Origin of the sequence: Mycobacterium heidelbergense (assembly GCF_050205645.1) — a bacterium.
Lineage (GTDB): Bacteria > Actinomycetota > Actinomycetes > Mycobacteriales > Mycobacteriaceae > Mycobacterium > Mycobacterium heidelbergense_A.
In genome coordinates this window covers 79,040-98,785 of record NZ_JBNMQT010000004.1, presented here as the reverse complement: position 1 = coordinate 98,785, position 19,746 = coordinate 79,040, and the positions used below count along the sequence as shown (strand labels likewise).

The 19,746-nt window shown below is 69.1% G+C and carries 21 protein-coding genes; 7 read left to right on the top strand and 14 right to left on the bottom strand.

All coding sequences use genetic code 11. From position 1 onward, the window contains the following. The first annotated feature begins 54 nt into the window (after positions 1-54). On the top strand, positions 55-762 hold the full coding sequence (gene mntR / locus ACQI5H_RS05660) for a manganese-binding transcriptional regulator MntR (protein ID WP_427078425.1): 708 nt from the start codon (positions 55-57) through the stop codon (positions 760-762). On the opposite strand, the gene ACQI5H_RS05655 is transcribed toward mntR, so the two are convergent. The 5 genes from ACQI5H_RS05655 to ACQI5H_RS05635 all read right to left on the bottom strand — a co-directional run bounded on the left by ACQI5H_RS05655 (position 759) and on the right by ACQI5H_RS05635 (position 5,895). Then, complete coding sequence (locus ACQI5H_RS05655; protein ID WP_427078424.1) at positions 759-2,015, bottom strand: acyl-CoA dehydrogenase family protein; 1,257 nt, start codon at positions 2,013-2,015, stop codon at positions 759-761. The genes mntR and ACQI5H_RS05655 overlap by 4 nt on opposite strands. Before the next feature lie 4 nt (positions 2,016-2,019). Continuing rightward, positions 2,020-3,222, bottom strand: coding sequence for a lipid-transfer protein (locus ACQI5H_RS05650; protein WP_427078423.1), 1,203 nt, complete (start codon positions 3,220-3,222; stop codon positions 2,020-2,022). 140 nt (positions 3,223-3,362) lie between these two features. Continuing rightward, entirely contained in the window at positions 3,363-4,244 is an 882-nt protein-coding gene (truB, locus tag ACQI5H_RS05645) for a tRNA pseudouridine(55) synthase TruB (protein ID WP_427078422.1), read from the bottom strand. Then, complete coding sequence (locus ACQI5H_RS05640) at positions 4,241-4,921, bottom strand: 4'-phosphopantetheinyl transferase family protein (protein ID WP_427078421.1); 681 nt, start codon at positions 4,919-4,921, stop codon at positions 4,241-4,243. Before ACQI5H_RS05640 ends, truB begins: the two co-directional genes overlap by 4 nt. Further along, positions 4,918-5,895 carry a metallophosphoesterase family protein gene (locus ACQI5H_RS05635; RefSeq protein WP_427078420.1) on the bottom strand — a complete coding sequence of 326 codons (978 nt, stop codon included), beginning with the start codon at positions 5,893-5,895 and terminating at the stop codon, positions 4,918-4,920. The genes ACQI5H_RS05640 and ACQI5H_RS05635 overlap by 4 nt, the downstream gene beginning before the upstream one ends. Before the next feature lie 158 nt (positions 5,896-6,053). On the opposite strand from ACQI5H_RS05635, the gene ACQI5H_RS05630 reads away from it, so the two are divergent. Together ACQI5H_RS05630 and ACQI5H_RS05625 are read left to right on the top strand one after the other, a co-directional pair. Continuing rightward, the gene (locus ACQI5H_RS05630) at positions 6,054-6,647 is read left to right on the top strand and encodes a DUF3558 domain-containing protein (RefSeq protein WP_427078419.1); all 594 of its coding nucleotides are present in this window, start codon (positions 6,054-6,056) and stop codon (positions 6,645-6,647) included. Positions 6,648-6,689: 42 nt separating this feature from the next. Beyond that, on the top strand, positions 6,690-8,429 hold the full coding sequence (locus tag ACQI5H_RS05625) for a CocE/NonD family hydrolase (RefSeq protein ID WP_427078418.1): 1,740 nt from the start codon (positions 6,690-6,692) through the stop codon (positions 8,427-8,429). Here ACQI5H_RS05625 and ACQI5H_RS05620 read toward each other — a convergent pair. Together ACQI5H_RS05620 and ACQI5H_RS05615 are read right to left on the bottom strand one after the other, a co-directional pair. Further along, complete coding sequence (locus tag ACQI5H_RS05620) at positions 8,388-8,960, bottom strand: DUF1802 family protein (RefSeq protein ID WP_427078417.1); 573 nt, start codon at positions 8,958-8,960, stop codon at positions 8,388-8,390. The genes ACQI5H_RS05625 and ACQI5H_RS05620 overlap by 42 nt on opposite strands. Next, positions 8,957-9,226, bottom strand: a complete 270-nt coding sequence (locus ACQI5H_RS05615) for a DUF2277 family protein (RefSeq protein ID WP_427078416.1) — start codon at positions 9,224-9,226, stop codon at positions 8,957-8,959. The genes ACQI5H_RS05620 and ACQI5H_RS05615 overlap by 4 nt, the downstream gene beginning before the upstream one ends. A gap of 39 nt (positions 9,227-9,265) precedes the next feature. Here ACQI5H_RS05615 and ACQI5H_RS05610 point away from each other — a divergent pair, with 39 nt between their 5' ends. After that, entirely contained in the window at positions 9,266-10,015 is a 750-nt protein-coding gene (locus ACQI5H_RS05610) for an enoyl-CoA hydratase (RefSeq protein WP_427078415.1), read from the top strand. A gap of 4 nt (positions 10,016-10,019) precedes the next feature. Further along, positions 10,020-10,454 (top strand): hypothetical protein, encoded by a 435-nt coding sequence (locus ACQI5H_RS05605; protein ID WP_427078414.1) that lies wholly within the window; start codon positions 10,020-10,022, stop codon positions 10,452-10,454. A gap of 22 nt (positions 10,455-10,476) precedes the next feature. Here ACQI5H_RS05605 and ACQI5H_RS05600 read toward each other — a convergent pair whose 3' ends face one another. From ACQI5H_RS05600 to rimP, 6 genes are all read right to left on the bottom strand, one after another. After that, on the bottom strand, positions 10,477-11,487 hold the full coding sequence (locus ACQI5H_RS05600) for a DHH family phosphoesterase (RefSeq protein ID WP_427078413.1): 1,011 nt from the start codon (positions 11,485-11,487) through the stop codon (positions 10,477-10,479). Beyond that, entirely contained in the window at positions 11,462-11,935 is a 474-nt protein-coding gene (gene rbfA / locus ACQI5H_RS05595) for a 30S ribosome-binding factor RbfA (protein ID WP_427078412.1), read from the bottom strand. Before rbfA ends, ACQI5H_RS05600 begins: the two co-directional genes overlap by 26 nt. Further along, entirely contained in the window at positions 11,935-14,661 is a 2,727-nt protein-coding gene (gene infB, locus ACQI5H_RS05590; RefSeq protein ID WP_427078411.1) for a translation initiation factor IF-2, read from the bottom strand. Before infB ends, rbfA begins: the two co-directional genes overlap by 1 nt. 67 nt (positions 14,662-14,728) lie before the next feature. After that, positions 14,729-15,103 carry a YlxR family protein gene (locus ACQI5H_RS05585; RefSeq protein ID WP_427078410.1) on the bottom strand — a complete coding sequence of 125 codons (375 nt, stop codon included), beginning with the start codon at positions 15,101-15,103 and terminating at the stop codon, positions 14,729-14,731. A gap of 60 nt (positions 15,104-15,163) precedes the next feature. After that, a complete protein-coding gene (gene nusA / locus ACQI5H_RS05580) occupies positions 15,164-16,219 on the bottom strand; it encodes a transcription termination factor NusA (RefSeq protein ID WP_076063580.1) in 1,056 nt (351 codons plus the stop codon). Next, a complete protein-coding gene (rimP, locus tag ACQI5H_RS05575; RefSeq protein ID WP_427078409.1) occupies positions 16,216-16,767 on the bottom strand; it encodes a ribosome maturation factor RimP in 552 nt (183 codons plus the stop codon). The genes nusA and rimP overlap by 4 nt, the downstream gene beginning before the upstream one ends. A 252-nt stretch (positions 16,768-17,019) precedes the next feature. Here rimP and ACQI5H_RS05570 point away from each other — a divergent pair, with 252 nt between their 5' ends. Next, positions 17,020-17,541: a hypothetical protein gene (locus ACQI5H_RS05570; RefSeq protein WP_427078408.1), complete on the top strand. Its 522-nt coding sequence runs from the start codon at positions 17,020-17,022 to the stop codon at positions 17,539-17,541. After that, entirely contained in the window at positions 17,538-17,984 is a 447-nt protein-coding gene (locus ACQI5H_RS05565; protein ID WP_076063576.1) for a ferritin-like domain-containing protein, read from the top strand. Before ACQI5H_RS05570 ends, ACQI5H_RS05565 begins: the two co-directional genes overlap by 4 nt. A gap of 10 nt (positions 17,985-17,994) precedes the next feature. Here the strand turns inward: ACQI5H_RS05565 and ACQI5H_RS05560 are convergent, their stop codons facing one another. After that, the gene (locus tag ACQI5H_RS05560) at positions 17,995-19,743 is read right to left on the bottom strand and encodes a proline--tRNA ligase (RefSeq protein WP_427078407.1); all 1,749 of its coding nucleotides are present in this window, start codon (positions 19,741-19,743) and stop codon (positions 17,995-17,997) included. Positions 19,744-19,746 lie beyond the last annotated feature (3 nt).

Genomic DNA, 19,746 nt, shown 5'->3' with positions numbered 1-19,746 from the left:
TCCGCGTGGCCCGACAGCACGCCAGATCAGGCACGGTTGCCTAAACTTCCGGATGTGAGGGCTGACGAAGAGCCTGGCGGTCTCACCGCGGTTGGCCAGGACTATCTGAAGGTCATCTGGAATGCCCAGGAGTGGTCCCCCGCGGGGGCGCCGCAAAAGGTCAGCACCAAAATGCTTGCCGAGAAGATCGGGGTCTCCGCCAGCACCGCGTCGGAGTCGATCCGCAAACTCGCCGAGCAGGGCCTGGTGGACCACGAGAAGTACGGCGCGGTGACCCTGACCGAGGCGGGGCGGCGGGCGGCGCTGGAGATGGTGCGCCGGCACCGCCTGCTGGAGACGTTCCTGGTCAACGAGCTCGGCTACAGCTGGGACGAGGTCCACGACGAGGCCGAGGTGCTCGAACACGCGGTGTCGGACCGGTTGGTGGCCCGCATCGACGCCAAGCTGGGATTTCCGCAGCGCGACCCGCACGGCGACCCGATCCCGGCCTCCGACGGACGGGTGCCCACGCCGCCGGCCCGTCAGCTGTGGGCGTGCGGCGACGGCGACACCGGCACGGTGGCCCGCATCTCCGACTCCGACCCGGAGATGCTGCGCTATTTCGACAGCGTCGGGATCAATCTCGACTCCCGGGTGCGGGTGCTGACCCGCCGCGAATTCGCCGGCATGATCTCGGTGGCGATCGAATCCGCCGACGGCGCCGAGGCCATCGTCGACCTGGGCAGCCCGGCGGCCCGGGCGATCTGGGTGACCCCGGTTTAGCTCAAGAGTCCCTTGGCGATGTGGGTGACCTGAACCTCGTTGCTGCCGGCGTAGATCATCAATGACTTGGCGTCGCGGGCCAGCTGCTCCACCCGGTACTCGGCCATGTAGCCGTTGCCGCCGAACAGCTGCACGGCCTCCATCGCGACCTCGGTGGCCGCCTCCGACGAGTACAGCTTGATCGCCGACGCCTCGGCCAGCGTCAGCGGTTTACCGGCCCGCTCCCGCTCGATGGACTGAAACACCATGTTCTGCACGTTCATTCGGGCGATCTCCATCTTGGCCAGCTTGAGCTGGATCAGCTGGAACTGCCCGATGTTCTTGCCCCACAGCGTTCGGCTCTTCGCGTAATCCACGCACAGGCGGTGGCATTCGTTGATGATGCCCAACGCCATCGTCGCGATCCCGATCCGCTCGACAGTGAAGTTGGCGCGAGCGCTGTCGCGGCCGTCCCCGCCGGCGTGCTCACTCTCGCCAAGCAGGCGGTCCGGGCTCAGCCGGACGTTGTCGAAGAACAGCTCGCCCGTCGGCGAGGACATCATGCCCATCTTCTTGAACGGCTTGCCCTGGGTCAGGCCCGGCATCCCGGCGTCGAGCACGAAGACCAGCACGGGGCGGTTCCGCTTGTCGACCTTGCTATCCGGGGACGAGTCGCCCTCGTCGAGCTTGGCGTAGACCACCAGGACGTCGGCGTAGGGCCCATTGGTGATGAACGTCTTCTGCCCGTTGAGGATGTAGTCTTCGCCGTCGCGCTTGACGTAGGTCTTCATGCCGCCGAACGCGTCCGAGCCGGAGTCGGGCTCGGTGATGGCCCACGCCGCGATCGTCTTCAGCGACATCAGGTCGGGCAACCAGCGTTCCTTCTGGGCCAGCGTCCCGCGGCTGGCGATGGTCCCCGCACCCAGGCCGATGCTGACGGTCGCTGTGCTCAGCACTCCGATGCTGACCCTCGCGAGTTCGGACACCAGCACAGCCATCATCGATGCTTGGGCGCCGCCACCGCTCAGACCATTTGAGCTATCCTGCTTTTCGCCTTGAACGCCATCCTGCTCGGCACGCTCGCGCTCCAGCATCTTTTTGACCGACTCGGCGCCCATCACGTCGAGACCGAACTGGCTGTACAGCTTGCGCATGATCGGGTAGGGCGACATCGCGCCGGTTTCCAGCTCGTCCAGATGCGGCCGGATCTCCTTGTCGACGAACTGGCGAACGGCGTCGCGGACCATCAGGTCCGTGTCGGACCACTCGATCATGGGTTCAGCGTTCGGCGCGCTGGTAGGCGGTGACGACGGCGGCGCCGCCCAGGCCGATGTTGTGTTGCAAAGCGGCGGTGACGTTGTCGACCTGACGCTTGTCGGCCGCCCCGCGCAGCTGCCAGGTCAGCTCGGAACACTGCGCCAACCCCGTCGCACCCAGCGGGTGCCCCTTGGAGATCAGTCCGCCCGACGGGTTCACCACCCACCGGCCGCCGTAGGTGGTCTGGTTGTCGTCGACCAGCTTGGCCGCCTCGCCCTCCCCGCACAGGCCGAGCGCCTCGTAGAGCAGCAGCTCGTTGGCGGAAAAGCAGTCATGCAGCTCGATCACTTGGAAGTCCTCGGGGCCGAGCCCGGACTGGTCGTAAACCCGTTGGGCAGCTTGCACATTCATGTCGTAGCCGATGATGTTGCGGGCACTGCCGTCGAAGGTGGACTCGAAATCGGTGGTCATCGCCTGTCCCACGATCTCCACCGCCTGCCCGGCAAGGCCGTGGTTGGCCACGTATTCCTCGCTGGCCAGCACCACCGCGGCCGATCCGTCGGAGGTCGGCGAGCACTGCAGTTTGGTGAGCGGGTCGGAGATCATCTTCGCCGCCAGGATGTCGTCGAGCGTGTACTCCTCCTGGAACTGCGCGTACGGGTTGTTGACCGAGTGCTTGTGGTTCTTCAGGCCAATCTTGGCGAAGTGCTCGGCGGTGGTGCCGTACTTCTTCATGTGCTCGCGGCCGGCCGCCCCGAACATCCACGGCGCCACCGGAAAAGCGAACTCGTCGATCTCGGCCAACGCCTTGACGTGCTTGCCCATCGGCGATTCCCGGTCTTGGGCACCGCCCTGCAGGGGTCCGGGCTGCATCTTCTCGAAGCCCAGCGCCATGGCACAGTCCGCGATCCCGCCGCGGATGGCCTGTGCGGCCAGGTAAAGCGCCGTCGAACCGGTCGAGCAGTTGTTGTTGACGTTGACGATCGGGATGCCCGTCATGCCGAGTTCGTAGAGGGCCCGCTGCCCGGACGTCGAATCGCCCGCGACGTAGCCGACATACCCCTGCTCGATGTCGCGGTAGTCGACGCCGGCGTCCTCGAGGGCCTTGGTGCCGGACTCCCGCGCCATGTCCGGGTAGTCCCAGCCCTCGCGGCGTCCCGGCTTCTCGAATTTCGTCATGCCGACGCCGACGACGTAAACCTTGTTGGACATCTTCTTGGACATCGTTGTCCCCTTCCGAACGCTCCAGGCTTTCAGTTTGCAACTTGCCCGTGCCGAGCTGTCGCCCGGGGCTCGCCGAGCCTGTAATTTCGCAGGCCGCTACTCGCACTTTGTCTGCAGATTTACAGGCTCGGCGAGGCAAGCTACAGCGTCGCGGGCCGTATCACCACCACCGACTTGGTGCGCGAGCCCTCGTCGCGCAGCAGCGCCATCACCCGGCCGTCGGGGTCCGTGGCGGCGTAGACGCCGTCGACACCGGCCGGCGAAAGGGACCGGCCGTTGGCGGCCGCCTCGGCCTCCTCGGCGGACAGCTCGCGGCGCGGAAACATCAGCAGGCACGCCTCGTCGAGCGTCCAGCTCAGCCGCGGCCGCTCGGCCAGGTCGTCGAGTGAGTGCGCCTCCTGCAGCGCGAAGCGGCCGACGCGGGTGCGCCGCAACGACGTCAGGTGTCCGCCGACACCGAGCGCGGCACCCAGATCGCGCGCCAGTGCGCGGATGTAGGTGCCCGACGAGCAGTCGACCTCGATGTCGACGTCGACGAGAGGGCCGTGGCGTCGAACGTCGGACACCTCGAGCCGGTCGATGCGGACCGGCCGTGCCTCGAGCTCGACCTCGCGGCCCTCGCGGACCAACCGGTAGGCGCGGCGACCTGCGACCTTGATCGCGCTGACCGCCGACGGCACCTGCTGAATCTCACCGCGCAGCCCGGCGATCGCGGCCGCGATCGCCTCGCCGGTCACCCGCTCGGCCGAGACACTTTGCAGCAGTTCACCTTCGGCGTCCTCGGTGGACGTGGTCTGGCCGAGGAGGACGGTGGCCTCGTACGACTTCGAGGCGGCCGTCAGCAGGCCAAGGATCTTGGTGGCGCGGTCGACCCCGATCACCAGCACGCCGGTGGCCATCGGGTCCAGCGTCCCCGCGTGGCCCACCCTGCGGGTGGAAAAGATGCGGCGGCACCGCCCGACCACGTCGTGGCTGGTCATCCCGGCCGGCTTGTCGATGACCACCAGGCCCGGTTCGCTCATAGCACGATGGCGGTCAGCACCAGCCCACGCTCGACCGACCAGCGGCCCCGCAGCGCAGTCAGCGGCGGGCCCGACAGCGCGGCGGGATCGATCAGGATCTTGGACACGAACACCCCGGCCGTTCCGCCGCCGGCCGGATCGACGTCGAACACCACGTGGGCGTCCTCGAAACCGAGCCAGCGCTTGGTCAACGGGAACCAGGCCTTGTACGTTGCCTCCTTGGCGCAGAACAGGATTCGATCCCAATGCAGCCCCTCGGGCAGGGCGGAAATCTCGTGGCGTTCCTCCTCCAGCGTGACGGCGTCCAGCACGCCGTTCGGCAAAACGTCGTGCGGTTCGGCGTCGATGCCCACCGAACGCACCGAGGCGGTGCGCCCCACCACCGCGCCGCGGTAGCCCGTGCAGTGCGTGAGGCTGCCCACCACGCCGTCGGGCCAGCACGGTTGTCCCTTGTCGCCCTTGAGGATTGGCACCGGCGGCACCCCGAGCTCGCCCAGCGCGATCCGGGCGCAGTGCCGGACGGTGATGAACTCGTTGCGCCGCTTGGCAACCGACCTGGCGATCAGCGGCTCTTCTTCGGGCAACGGAGCCAGCCCCGGCGGATCGGAGTATGCCTCCGCGTATGCCAGGTCCCCGGACGCCGGCAGCACCGACGACACGAGCATCCGCTCGGTCATCGCGACTGCCGCTGCCGCAGCCGTTCCCGGAATTGCGTGGCCTGCTTGCGCATCTCGGGGGTGATCACGAAGTGACCGCCGAAGTCGTTGAGGTAGCCGGGCGCGTATTGCGGATCCGGCAGGACCTGACGCAGCCAGGTGTACGGCTTGCGACGCCGCCACTCCCGGGGGTAACCGACCGACACCTCCTCGAAGCGCACGTCGTCGTACCAGGTGGTCCGCGGGATGTGCAGGTGCCCGTAGACGGAGCAGACGGCGTTGTAGCGGGTGTGCCAATCGGCGGTCTTGGTGGTTCCGCACCACAACGAGAATTCCGGGTAGAACAACGCGTCGCAGGGATCGCGCACCAGGGGGAAGTGATTCACCAGGACGGTCGGTGTCATCCAGTCCAGCTGTTCGAGGCGGGCGCGGGTGGCGGCGAGCCGCTCCCGGCACCAGGCGTCGCGGGTGGGATAGGGCTCCGGTGAGAGCAGGAATTCGTCGGTGGCCACCACATTGCGCTCACGCGCGATGGCCAGACCCTCGGCTTTGCTCGTCGCCCCCTCGGGCAAGAAGGTGTAGTCGTAGAGCAGGAACATCGGCACGATCGTGGCGGGGCCGCCGCGTTCGGTCCACACCGGGAACGGATGCTCGGGCGTGACCACGCCCAGCTCGTCGCACATGTGGACCAGGTAGTCATACCGCGCCCGGCCGAAGACCTGCGCGGGATCGCGATTCGTGGTCCACAGCTCATGATTGCCGGGCACCCAGATCACCTTGGCGAAGCGGCGTCGCAGCAGGTCAAGGGCCCAGCGGATCTCGTCGGTGCGTTCGGCGACGTCTCCCGCGACGATCAGCCAGTCCTCCGGCGACGATGGGTGCAGCGATTCGGTGACGGGCTTGTTGCCGAGGTGACCGGTGTGCAGATCCGACACCGCCCACAAGGTTGGTTGACCGGTCGGCTGCCCCCCGTTGCCCGACTGCTGACTTGCCACGACTAACCAGCCTAACGACCCGGTGTAACCCGGTGTAATGGGCGGGTTTCGGCCAGGGCCTTGATCGGCGGATTAGAACGTGTTCTCGTTTCACTGTGAGGCTGCTGACCCGACTTGTACACTCCCGCGAAGGGATCGCCGAGGCGTCAGGGGGCGTCGTGTTCACCAGAGTGCGACTGATCGGAGCGGTTGCTGCGCTGATCGCGGCGGCGTTGGGGGGAACCGCGGGCTGGTACAGCGGCCCGCCCGCGCCGGCCGCGGGCAAGGCCGTCGAGCTGCGCTCGACCGCGGCCCCGCTGGAGACCCCGGAGACCACGATGAAGAGCCCGATCGTGGCGACCACCGATCCGAGCCCGTTCGATCCGTGCCGGGACATCCCGTTCGACGCCCTGCAGCGGCTCGGGCTGGCCTTCACCCCGCCCGAGCCAGAGGACGGGCTGCGCTGCCACCTGGACGCGGGCAACTATCAGATGGCCGTCGAGCCCATCATCTGGCGCCAATACGAACAGTCGCTGCCGCCCGACGCGCTGGAGACCACGATCGCCGGGCACCGCGCCGCCACGTTCTGGGTCCTGAAGCCGACGTATCACAACAGCTACTGGTACTTCTCCTGCATGGTGGCGTTCAAGACCAGCTACGGGGTGCTGCAGCAGGCGCTGTTCTACTCGACGGTGTACTCCAACCCCGAGGTCGACTGCCCCTCCACCAACCTGCAGCGGGCCAACGACCTCGTGCCGTACTACAAGTTCTAGCCCGGCCGGCCCGGCCGCCCGGTGACCCCTAACCTGAGGGTCGTGACTTCGACACGGACCCGGCCCGCCGAGCCCGGACTGGGCCCGCTCAGACGGGCCGGCGGCAACGCCGTCGGCCGATTGTTGGGCCTGCCCCCGGCAACCACCGGGTACACCGTGAATCGGGTCGAAGTCCCGATGCGCGACGAGATCCGCCTGGCGGCCGACCACTACGCGCCGACGACCGCCACACCCGCCGGCACCGTGCTGGTCCGCGGACCCTACGGGCGCGGGTTTCCCTTCTCGCTGGTCTTCGCCCGGCTGTATGCCGCACGCGGCTATCACGTCGTATTGCAAAGCGTGCGTGGGACGTTCGGGTCGGGCGGAGTATTCGAGCCGATGGTCAACGAGGCCGCCGACGGCGCCGACACGGTCGCATGGCTGCGTGAACAGCCTTGGTTCACAGGCCGATTCGCCACAATCGGACTCTCGTATCTCGGATTCACCCAATGGGCGCTGTTGTCCGACCCGCCGCCCGAACTGGCCGCGGCCGTCATCACTGTGGGACCGCACGATTTCAACGACTCGGTATGGGGCACAGGGTCTTTCACGGTCAACGAATTCCTGGGCTGGTGCGATCTGGTCACCCACCAGGAGCGGTCCGGGCGCATCGGGACCGCCATCCGCCAGCTGCGGGCGCAGCGAAATATCGCCCGGGCGGTGGGTGAACTGCCGATGGGCACCGCGGCGCGGACGCTGCTCGGCACGGGCGCGCCCTGGTTCGAATCGTGGATCGAACATCCCGACCGCGACGACCCGTTCTGGGACCGGCTGCGGTTCCCCGAGGCGCTGGACCGGGTCCAGGTGCCGGTGCTGCTGGTGGGAGGTTGGCAGGACATCTTCGTCAAGCAGACCCTGCACCACTACGAGCATCTGCGCCGTCGCGGCGTCGACGTCGCCCTGACGGTCGGACCCTGGACACACACCCAGCAGCTCAGCAGGGCGCTGGGTACCACGGTCGCGGATTCGCTGGACTGGCTGGACGCCCACCTGGGCGGCGCTCCCGGCCTGCGCCGCCCCAGCCGGGTCCGCGTCTACGTCACCGGCCAGGGCTGGCGCAACGTGCCCGACTGGCCGCCGCAAACCGCCGAGCGTGCGCTGTATCTGCGGCCCGGGCGCTATCTGGACGAGGCCGGGCCGACCGACCCGGCGGGGGTAGCCCCGGCGACCTTCCGCTCCGACCCCGCCGACCCGACGCCCACCACCGGCGGCCCACTGTTGTTGCGCAGCGGCGGCTACCGCGACGACAGCCGGCTCGCCCTGCGCGACGACGTGCTCGCCTTCACCAGCGCGACGCTCACCCACGATGTGTGCGTGTACGGAACCCCGGTAGTCGAACTGGCGCACAGTTCGGACAATCCGCACGTCGACCTGTTCGTGCGGGTGAGCGAGGTCAGGGATATCGGAGCCAAGGGGCGATCCCGCAACGTCAGCGACGGCTACCGGCGCCTGAGTCAGGCCGGCAACGCCGCGACGACCGTCAGGATCGAACTCGACGGCATCGCCCACCGTTTCCGTGCCGGCTCACGCATCCGCCTGCTGATCGCCGGCAGCTGGTTTCCCCGCTACGCGCGCAATCTCGGCACCGACGAACCGCTGTTGACGGCTCGGCAGTCGAAACCGGCCGTCCACTCCGTGCACTACGGACGCTCGCGGCTGCTGCTTCCGGTCGGCCCGCCCGACCTGTCAGCCAACCCCGAGTCAGCCAACGGCGTCGCGGACCCGAACGGCGACATCGGCTAGCGCGGCTTCGTCATAAACGGGGTCGTACACCGCCGCCGCCAAATCCGGCCGCACCGGCAGCTGCACCCAGCTCTTGCAGCCCGCGTAGTCGGGGCTGCGGGCGATGTGCACCGGCTCGGCCAATGGGATGACCGACACGACCAACACGGCCAGCTTGTGCTTCGGGCGGAAGTCGAGCCGGTCGGCGCGCACCGATTCGGGTGTCCAGATGTGCAGATCCTCGATTGCCGCCAGCCCGTCGGGGCGGTTGACCTCTTGCGCGGCAACGACTTTCGCGGCGGCCCGGATCAGCAGGCGATCATCGGTGCTGTCGGCGGCCGCCGGTTCGAGCAGGTCGCGGTGTTCGGGCCGGACCCGCTGCGCGTGACTGTGCGCGACGGTCGGAAAGAAGAGGAATTCCTGGGCCGCGACCTCGAACCGCTTCTCGCCGATGCCGCCCTTGCGCAGCAGCACGCGCTGCCGGCCGTCCAGCAGCGCGTGCACGACGGCGCTCCACTCCTTGAGCGCGGGTGCCGTGGCGGTCAGCGTCATACCGGGCCGCCGAGCCGCGCCAGCACCTCGGGCCGGCGCAGCGGCGGAACGGTCTTGGGCGGCTGGCGCCGCGGCGGCAGGGCGCGCAGCAGCCGCGTCGTCGTCTCGGTGACCTCGGCCACCGCCGCCTCGAACGCCTCGGCGTTGGCGGTCGACGGGCGTGTGATGCCGCTGACCTTGCGCACGTACTGGCGGGCGGCCGCCGCGATCTCCTCGGCCGTGGCCGCGGGCTGCAGACCCCGCAGTTCGGTGATGTTTCGGCACATGGCTCAACGATAGGCGCCGCCCCTGATTACGGTGATGTCATGACCGACGACATCCTGCTGATCGACACCGGCGAGCGGGTGCGCACGCTGACGCTGAACCGGCCGCAATCCCGCAATGCCCTGTCCTCGGCGCTGCGGGACCGGTTCTTCGCTGCGCTGACCGATGCCGAGACCGATGACGACGTCGACGTAATCATAGTCACCGGCACCGATCCGGTGTTTTGCGCCGGACTCGACCTCAAGGAGCTGGGTAGCGAGTCGGCCCTTCCGGACATTTCACCGAGGTGGCCGGCGCTGACCAAGCCCGTAATCGGCGCCATCAACGGCGCCGCCGTCACCGGCGGGCTCGAGCTGGTCCTGTATTGCGACATCGTGATCGCCTCGGAGCAGGCGCGCTTCGCCGACACCCACGCCCGGGTGGGGCTGCTGCCCACCTGGGGCTTGAGCGTGCGGTTGCCGCAGAAGGTGGGGGTCGGGCTGGCCCGGCGGATGAGTATGACCGGGGACTACCTGTCGGCGGCGGACGCGCTGCGGGCCGGGCTGGTCACCGAGGTGGTGCCGCACGAGGCGCTGCTGGCCGCCGCGCGCGAGGTGGCGGCGAGCATCGTCGGCAACAACCAGAACGCGGTGCGGGCGCTGCTGGCGTCCTATCACCGGATCGACGATTCGCAGACGAGCGCCGGGCTGTGGCTGGAAGCCATGGCGGCCAGGCAATTTCGGACCAGCGGTGACGACATCGCCGCGAACCGTGAGGCCGTGCTGCAACGCGGACGCTCCCAGGTGCGCTAGGCGCGTGACGTTCCACGAGCCGCCCTACGGTGCGAGCTTCGCGCCGCCTCCACCGCAGCGATCGACCGCCGACAAAACCGCGACGGTGAGCCTTTTCGTGGTGCAAGCAGGGGCCAGCCTGCTCGCGCTCGCCGCCGCGGCGCTGGGTTTGTTGTGGACGATGATGCCCATTTGCAGTGATGACTGCGACAGCCCAGCGGTGACGCGCTTCGTTCACAACATGTGGAGCGGCGCGGGCGTCATCGTCGGCGGGGTCGCTCTTGCCGCGTTGCTGGCGGGTATAGGGGCAGTCGTCTCCGGCGTTCGTCGAACCACTCGTCGAACCACTCGTCGGACCCTGATGTGGAAGTGGCCGGCCCTCGGCCTGGCGATCGTGTTCGTTGCCTTCGCCATCGCCGTCCTCGCCTTTTGGGGCAACGCCATGCCCAAGGCGAAGTGAGACCGGGGCGCTGTAACCCGAATCAGCCGAGGGCGGTGCGCAGCGAGGCCACGGCGTCGTCGATCGAGCCGGTGGTCGAATAGCCGGCGGCCAAGCGGTGGCCGCCACCGCCGAACACGGACGCGACGGCCGCCAGATCCACGTCGGCCTTCGCCCGCATCGACACCGACCAGTGTTGCGGGTCGACCTCCTTGAACACCGCCGCCACCTCGGCCTGCTGCGTGGTGCGCACGATGTCGACGATGCTCTCGACTTCCTCCGGGCGCGAGTTGACCCATTCGGAGTTGTCGACGACGACGTAGACCAGGCCGCGGCCACCCGCGGCGTCGGGCATCAGTTGCGCGGAATCCAGCACCCGCGACAGCATCGGCAGCCACGCGAACGGATGGGTATCCATCAGCGCCCGGGATATCGCGGCGTTATTCACGCCGGCATCCACCAGCCGGGCCGCCAGCCGATGGGCCCGGGCGCTGGCCCAGCGGAAGGACCCGGTGTCGGTCGTCAGTCCCGCGTAGATGCAATGCGCGACGTCGGTGTCGAGCGGCTGGCCCCACGCGTCGAGGAGTTCGGCAACCAACAACGTGGTGGAGTCCGCCGACGGGTCGACGAAATTCGCGGTGCCGAACATGTCGTTGGAGGCGTGGTGATCGATCACCAGCAGGTGCTGGTCCGGGCCAGCCAGGTCGATCAGGGCACCGAGCCGTTTGGCGCTCGGAACGTCAACTGTCACAACCAAATCGACATCGCGTCGCATCGCGTCGGGGTGGACCAGCAGGTGGCACCCGGGCAGCGTCCGCAGCGACTCCGGCAACGTCTCCGGCGCGGCGAAACCGACCTCGACCTCTTTGCCGCACCGATCCAGGACCGTGGCCAGCGCCAGCCCCGCACCGATGGTGTCGGCGTCGGGGTGGACGTGGCACACCACCGCGATCGTCGTCGCCGCCGACAGCAATTCGGCGGCGCGGACGGCGTCGACGCGTACCCCGGCAACCGGGGCGTCGGCCAGCTCAGTTTTCGTGTTGATCGTCGTCACCGGTGTCCTTAGCGTCGAGCCCCGCTTCACGGTACGGGTCGGCCTCCCCCGCCGGCTTGGCGCCCACCCGAACCCGCGCCAGATCGGCGTCCGCGGCGCGGGCACGGGCCAACAACTCGTCCATCCGTCGCACGGTGTCGGACGTCGTGTCCCGGGTGAACGTCAAAGTGGGAGTGAAGCGCACGCCGGTTCCCGCCCCGACCATGGTGCGCAGGGCTCCCTTGGCCCGATCCAGCGCGGCCGCGGCGGCCGCGTAATCCGGCTCGTCGTCCAGCGTTCGTCCCATCACGGTGTAGAACACCGTCGCATCGTGCAGGTCGGCCGTGACCTTCGTGTCGACGATGGTCACCCCGTCCAGCCCCGGATCCTTGATCTCGAACTCGATCGCCGACGCGACGATCGTATTGATCCGCTTGGCCAGCCGGCGCGCCCGAGCGGGGTCGGCCATTAGGCCCGTTCCTTTTGAACGAGCTCGTAGGACTCGATGATGTCGCCTTCCTTGATGTCGGAGTAACCCAGAGTCATACCGCATTCGAAGCCGTCGCGGACCTCGGTCACGTCGTCCTTTTCCCGCCGCAGCGACGTGATCGTCAGGTTGTCGGAGACAACGATGTTGTCGCGCAACAACCGGGCCTTGGCATTGCGGCGCACGATGCCGGAGGTGATCAGGCAGCCGGCGATGACGCCGACCTTCGAGGACCGGAAGATCGCGCGGATCTCGGCGCGACCCAGCTGGTTCTCCTCGTAGATCGGCTTGAGCATGCCGCGCAGGGCCTTCTCGATCTCGTCGATCGCCTGGTAGATCACCGAGTAGTACCGGATGTCCACGCCTTCGCGGTTGGCCAGCTCCGTCGCCTTGCCTTCGGCGCGGACGTTGAAGCCGATGATCACCGCGTCGGACGCCGACGCCAGGTTGACGTTGGTCTCGGTGATGCCACCGACGCCGCGGTCGATGACGCGCAGTTCCACCTCGTCGTCGACCTGGATGCCCATCAGGGCCTCCTCCAGCGCCTCGACGGTACCGGCGTTGTCGCCCTTGAGGATCAGGTTCAGCTGGCTGGTTTCCTTCAGCGCCGAGTCCAGGTCCTCCAGGCTGATCCGCTTGCGGGAACGCGCCGCCAGGGCGTTGCGCTTGCGCGCGCTGCGCCGGTCGGCGATCTGGCGTGCGATGCGGTCCTCGTCGACGACGAGGAAGTTGTCACCGGCGCCGGGCACCGACGTGAAGCCGATGACCTGCACCGGCCGCGACGGCAGCGCCTCCTCGACGTCCTCGCCGTGCTCGTCGACCATGCGGCGGACTCGGCCGTAGGCATCGCCCGCCACCACGGAGTCGCCGACCCGCAGCGTGCCGCGCTGCACCAGCACGGTGGCCACCGGCCCGCGGCCGCGGTCCAGGTGTGCCTCGATCGCCACACCCTGGGCCTCCATGTCGGGGTTGGCCCGCAGGTCCAGGGCGGCGTCGGCGGTCAGCAGCACCGCCTCCTCCAGCGCCTCGATGTTGGTGCCCACCTTCGCCGAGATGTCCACGAACATCGTGTCGCCGCCGAATTCCTCTGGCACCAAACCGAATTCGGTGAGTTGCCCGCGGATCTTGGCCGGGTCGGCGCCTTCCTTATCGATCTTGTTGACCGCCACCACGATCGGCACGTCGGCGGCCTGCGCGTGGTTGATGGCCTCCACCGTCTGCGGCATCACGCCGTCGTCGGCGGCGACCACCAGGATCGCGATGTCGGTGGCCTTGGCGCCGCGGGCACGCATGGCGGTGAACGCCTCGTGACCCGGGGTGTCGATGAAGGTGATCAGCCGGTCGGCGCCGTCGAGGTCGACGGAAACCTGGTAGGCGCCGATGTGCTGGGTGATGCCACCCGCCTCGGCCTCGCGGACGCTCGCATTTCGAATCGTGTCCAGCAGCCGGGTTTTACCGTGGTCGACGTGACCCATCACGGTCACCACCGGCGGACGCGTCTGCAGGTCTTCCTCGGTGCCTTCGTCTTCCCCGTATGTCAGGTCGAACGACTCCAGCAGCTCGCGGTCCTCGTCCTCGGGGCTCACGACCTGGACGACATAGTTCATCTCGCTGCCCAGCAGCTCGAGGGTCTCGTCGCCCACCGACTGGGTGGCCGTCACCATCTCGCCGAGGTTGAACAGCGCCTGCACCAGTGCGGCCGGATTGGCGTCGATCTTTTCGGCGAAGTCGGACAGGGAGGCCCCGCGGGCCAACCGGATCGTCTCGCCGTTGCCGTGCGGCAACCGCACGCCGCCGACGACGGGCGCCTGCATGTTCTCGTACTCGGCGCGTTTCGCCCGCTTGGACTTGCGACCACGCCGGGGCGCGCCGCCGGGACGGCCGAACGCGCCGGCCGCGCCGCCGCGCTGTCCGGGACGGCCACCGCCGCCACCGGGACGGCCGCGAAAACCACCGCCGCCTCCGGGCGCGGCACCGACGCCGCCTCCGCCGCCGCGATAGTTACCGCCACCGGCATCGGAGCGGCCGCCACCGGGCCCACCGGGCCGGCCGCCGGGACGGGGCCCACCGGCGCGCGCCGGACGGCCCTGTGCGCCGGCACCGCCGGGGCGGGGCGGCATGCTGCCCGGCGACGCGCCGGGGCGCGGTGCACCGGGCCGGGCCGCGCCGGGACGAGGCGCCATGGGACGCGGGATGGGACGGTCGACGGGTTGCGCCGACGAGAACGGGTTGTTGCCGACGCGCGGGGTGCGCACGCCCGGCTTCGGCGCCGGACCGGGACGCGGTCCCGGCGTCAACCCCGAAGGGGGCGCCGGTTGGCCCGGGGCCGGCGGTTTCGGCTGGCCCGACGGCGGCGCGGGCGGCGCAGTCGCCTCGGCCGCCGCGGCCGGGGACGCCTTGGCGGCGGGCTGGGCGGGGGCCGCGGTGGCTTCGCCGTTGCCCGCGGACTTGTCGATCGCCTGGTCGAGGGCCTGGTCCAACGCCTGGCCGGAGGCCTTGGCGGGGGCCTTGGCGGCCTTGGCCGGCGCCTTTTCCGCGGCGGGCTTGCCTCCGCCGAAAGACTCGCGCAGCCGGCGAGCGACTGGCGCCTCTACGGTCGACGATGCGGATTTGACGAATTCGCCCTGTTCATTCAGCCGGGCGAGGACTTCCTTGCTTGTGACACCGAGTTCCTTAGCCAACTCGTGTACGCGGGCCTTACCTGCCACTACTTCTCCTGTCTATGAGGCGACAGTCGTGGGGCGGCCGCGCCTCGGGTTTAGCTATGACGCATTGTCATCGGGACTTCACGGTGTGCTCATGTTCTTTGCTGCCTCTTCTGTTGGTGCCGGGTGAGCCGAGCGCACGAAGCGCCGCTATGTGCTCGACCACCGCGGTCGTGTCCGGTGAACCGGCGATGCGCAGCGCCTTGGTGAAAGCCCGCCGCCGAATCGCCTGCTGGACGCACTGCGGTACGGGATGCAGCCATGCACCCCGCCCCGGCAGGCTACTCCCCGTGTCAACGATCACGGCGTATTCGCCGTTCCCGGCCGACACGGCGACCACTCGAAGCAGTTCGACGGCCAGCTCTCGCTTTCGGCACCCGACACACGTCCGCACCGGTCCACCCGGGCGTCCGCGCGCCGACTCCGAAGGCTCGCGCTGGATCACGGCTCAGTCTAGCGTCACCGGATCAATGGTCAGAACCGCCCGCGCCGGGGCGGTTACAGGTCAGCGGTCGTGTGCCACCGGATGGCCGGCGCCGTGTTCGGACTGGTTCTCCGCGTGCCCCTCGGAACTTCCCGGCGAATCGCCGCGGATGTCGATGCGCCACCCGGTCAGCCGGGCGGCCAACCGCGCGTTCTGGCCCTCCTTGCCGATGGCCAGGGACAACTGGAAGTCCGGCACCACCACCCGGGCCGCCCGGGCGCTCTGGTCGATCACCGAGACGGAGACCACCTTGGCCGGCGACAACGCGTTGGCCACGAAGCGGGCCGGGTCCTCGTCGTAGTCGATGATGTCGATCTTCTCCCCGGAGAGCTCGCTCATCACGTTGCGGACCCGCTGCCCCATCGGGCCGATGCAGGCGCCCTTGGCGTTCAGGCCCGGCACGCGGGAGGCCACCGCGATCTTGGAGCGATGGCCGGCCTCGCGGGCCACCGCCACGATCTCGACCGATCCGTCGGCGATCTCGGGGACCTCCAGCGAAAACAGCTTGCGCACCAGGTTGGGATGTGTTCGCGACAGCGTGATCAGGGGCTCGCGGGCGCCCCGGGTGACGCCGACGACATAGCAGCGGACCCGGTTGCCGTGCTCGTAGCTCTCGCCGGGGACCTGCTCGGCCGCCGGGATGACGCCCTCGGATGCCTTGGTTTCGGTGCCCATCCGGACGACGACCAGGCCGCGGGCATTCGCGCGGCTGTCGCGCTGGATCACCCCCGCGACGATCTCGCCCTCCCGGGTGGAGAACTCGCCGTAGGTGCGCTCGTTTTCGGCATCGCGGAATCGCTGCAGCATCACCTGGCGTGCGGTCGTGGCGGCGATGCGGCCGAAGCCCTCCGGGGTGTCGTCCCATTCGCTGATGAGGTTGCCGTCCTCGTCGAGCTCGCGGGCGATCACCTTGACGACACCGGTTTTGCGGTCGATCTCGATGCGCGCGTCGTTCTGGTGACCCTGAGTGTGGCGGTAGGCGGTGAGCAGCGCGGATTTGATCGTCTCGAGCAATTCGTTGACCGAGATGCCCCGGTCCACCTCGATCGCGTGCAGCGCGGCCATGTCGATATTCATGCTCCGGCCTCCGTCCTGTCGGCCCGCCCCGTGAGGGCCCCAGTCGCCAGTTCCAACTCCGCCTGGGGTGGCTGCGAAAACTCAACCTGGACAACGGCTTTCACGATCTCGGCGAGCGGGATCGGCCGCACCGCCCATCCGCGCCCGTCGCGAACCACCAACGCGAGCGTGTCATCGCGGGTCTCACCGACGCGGCCGGTCAGCCGCGATCCGTCCGCCAGCGCCAGTTCGACCTTGCGCCCGCGCGCGCGGCGGAAGTGCTTCGCGCTGGTCAGGGGGCGGTCCACGCCCGGCGAGCTGACCTCCAAGACGTAGCGCTCGCGGATGCCCTCGAGAAGGTTCGAGCCGTCCAGCAAAGCCGACGCCGAGCGCGAGAGCGCGGCAATGGTGTCCAAGTCGAGCGCGGTGTCACCGTCGGCGATCACACTGATCCGCGGCGGGTGCGCGCGGGCATCGATGACCACGTCTTCGATCTCATAGCCGGCGCGCGCGAACTCTTCACCGAGTAGCTCGATCACCTGCGTCTGCGAAGGTAGCCCGGTGGTCACGGCGAGCTCCTCATCTTGAGTTGTCCGGTCATCTGGCGGATGTCGTCGCCCGGGGCGGCTTCCGGTGTCCCGGCGGAACGTTGGGCGTTCCACCAGAACCAGCTATCAACGATACGCCAGGAATCGCCCATGACGGGGCGGATCGCATGGTCAGGTGGCGGGCCAGGTAGTGGGTCAGGTAGTGGGTCGGTCAGGGTCCTGTTGGCGTGGCCGCCCCCCAGCGATGGCACTCAGCAATGGCAGGATGTTTCTGTGCCCGTACCCGTCACCAACCGGCGGGGTGTGCTCGCCGGCGGCGCGGCAATCGCCGCGCTCGGGGTGGCCGCGTCCGCCTGTGGCGAGTCCCCGCCCAAGCCCCCCGCCGTCGAGGAGTTGCTCGGGCCGCTGGACCAGGCCCGCCGCGACAGCGCGCTCGCGACCGCCGCCGCGGCGGCCGTCGGCAACCCGCCGCAGATCGCCGCCGCGCTGACCGTCGTCGCCACCCAGCGCGCCGCGCATGCCCGGGCCCTGTCCACCGAGATCGCCCGGGCGGCCGGCAAGCTCTCGTCCTCGTCGAGCGAAACGCCCACCCCCGCCCCGGCCGAGCCGGGCGCACCGCCGCCACCGCCGCCCCCGCTGGCGGACGTGGTCAACTCGCTGCGCGCATCGGCCGAGAGCGCGAGCCGGTTGGTGGCCTCGTCATCGGGCTACCGGGCCGGGTTGCTCGGCTCCATCGCCGCGTCCTGCACGGCGTCGTACACGGTGGCCCTGGTGCCCGCGGGGCCGACGCCATGACCTCCGGCAAGGACGCCGACAACGCGGCGCTGTGCGACGCGCTGTCCGTCGAACATTCGACGATCTACGGCTACGGCATCGTGTCCGCGCTGTCGCCGCCCGGCGTCAACAACCTGGTGGTGGAGGCGCTGCTGCAGCATCGCCAGCGCCGCGACGACGTCATCGCCATGCTGAGCGCCCGCAAGGTCACCGCCCCGGTCGCCGCCCCCGGCTACCAGCTGCCGATGCTGGTGGGCAGCCCGGCGGATGCGGCACGGCTGGCCGTGCGGATGGAAACCGACGGCCAGACGGCGTGGCGCGCCGTCATCGAGCACGCCGAGACGGCCGACGACCGCGCGTTCGCCGCGACCGCCCTGTCCCAGGGCACGGTCCTGGCCGCGCGGTGGAACCGGGTATTGAACGCCTGGCCCATCACGACGAGTTTCCCCGGCGGCAACGAATAACGGTGAGCGGCTAGCCCTTCAGAGCCGTCACGATGTCGGTGGCCAGCGAGGTGCCGGCGGCCAGCTCGCGGGTCTGCCCGCCCAAGCGGTCCCGCAGCTCCACCACGCCGTCCGCCCAGCCGCGCCCCACCACGACGATCCACGGCATGCCCAGCAGTTCGGCGTCCTTGAACTTGACGCCGGGCGAGGCGGTGCGGTCGTCGAGCAGCACCTCGAGCCCCAGCCGATCCAGATCGGCGGCCAGCCTCGTGGCCCCGGCCCGGGCCTCGGCGTCCTTGTTGGCGATCACGAGATGGACGTCGAACGGCGCGATCGACGCCGGCCAGCGCAGGCCCAGCTCGTCGTGCTGCTGCTCGGCGACGACGGCCACCAGCCGCGACACCCCGACGCCGTAGGAGCCCATGATCAGTCGCACCGGCTTGCCGTCCTCGCCGAGCACGTCGACGGTGAAGGCATCGGTGTATTTGCGGCCGAGCTGGAAGATGTGGCCGATCTCGATGCCGCGCGCAGCGACCAGCGGGCCGGCGCCGTCGGGCGACGGATCGCCCTCGCGCACCTCGGCGGCCTCGATGGTGCCGTCGGCGGTGAAGTCGCGCCCGGCCACCAACCCGACCACGTGGCGGCCCGGCTCGTCGGCCCCGGTGATCCAGCTGGTGCCGTCGACCACCCGCGGATCGACGAGATAGCGAACATCGTTGTCCCGCAAAGCCTTCGGCCCGATGTACCCCTTGACCAGAAAGGGATACTTGGCGAAATCGTCGTCGCCGAGCAACGTGTACTCGGCCGGCTCCAGGGCGGCGCTGAGCCGCTTGTCGTCGACCTCGCGATCGCCGGGCACGCCGATGGCCAGCAGCTCCCAGTCGCCGCCGGGCTGGCGGACTTTCACCAGGACGTTCTTCAACGTGTCGGCGGCGGTCACCGTGCGGCCCAGGCCGGCCTCGTTCGCCCAGGCCACCAATGTGGCGATGGTCGGGGTGTCGCCCGTGTCGTGCACCACCGCCTCGGGCAGCCCCTCGATGGGCAATGCGTCCGGGCGGGCGGTGACGACGGCCTCGACGTTGGCCGCATAACCGGACTCGAGGCACCGCACGAAGGTGTCCTCGCCCACCGGGCTCTCGGCGAGGAACTCCTCGGAGGCGCTGCCGCCCATGGCGCCGGACACCGCCGACACGATGACGTAGCGCACCTTTAGCCGATCGAAGATGCGCTGGTAGGCCTCCCGGTGGGCGTGGTAGGACGCCTTGAGCCCGGCCTCGTCGATGTCGAAGGAGTAGGAGTCCTTCATGACGAATTCCCGGGCACGCAGGATGCCGGCCCGCGGCCGCGCCTCGTCGCGATATTTGTTCTGGATTTGATAAAGGGTGAGCGGAAAGTCCTTGTAGGAGCTGTACTCCCCCTTGACGGTCAGGGCGAAGAGCTCTTCATGGGTGGGGCCCAGCATGTAGTCGTTGTCGCGGCGATCGCGCACCCGGAACACGCTGTCGCCGTACTCCGTCCAGCGGTTCGTCGTCTCGTACGGCGCGCGCGGCAGCAGGGCGGGGAACAGAATCTCTTGCCCGCCAATCGCGTTCATCTCTTCGCGGACGACGCGTTCGATGTTGCGCAGGACCCGCAGCCCGAGCGGCAGCCAGCTGTACAGCCCCGGCGCGACGGGCCGGACGTATCCCGCCCGAACCAGCAGCTTGTGGCTGGGCACTTCGGCGTCGGCAGGGTCGTCGCGCAGGGTGCGCAGGAACAACTCGGACATCCGGGTGATCACAGC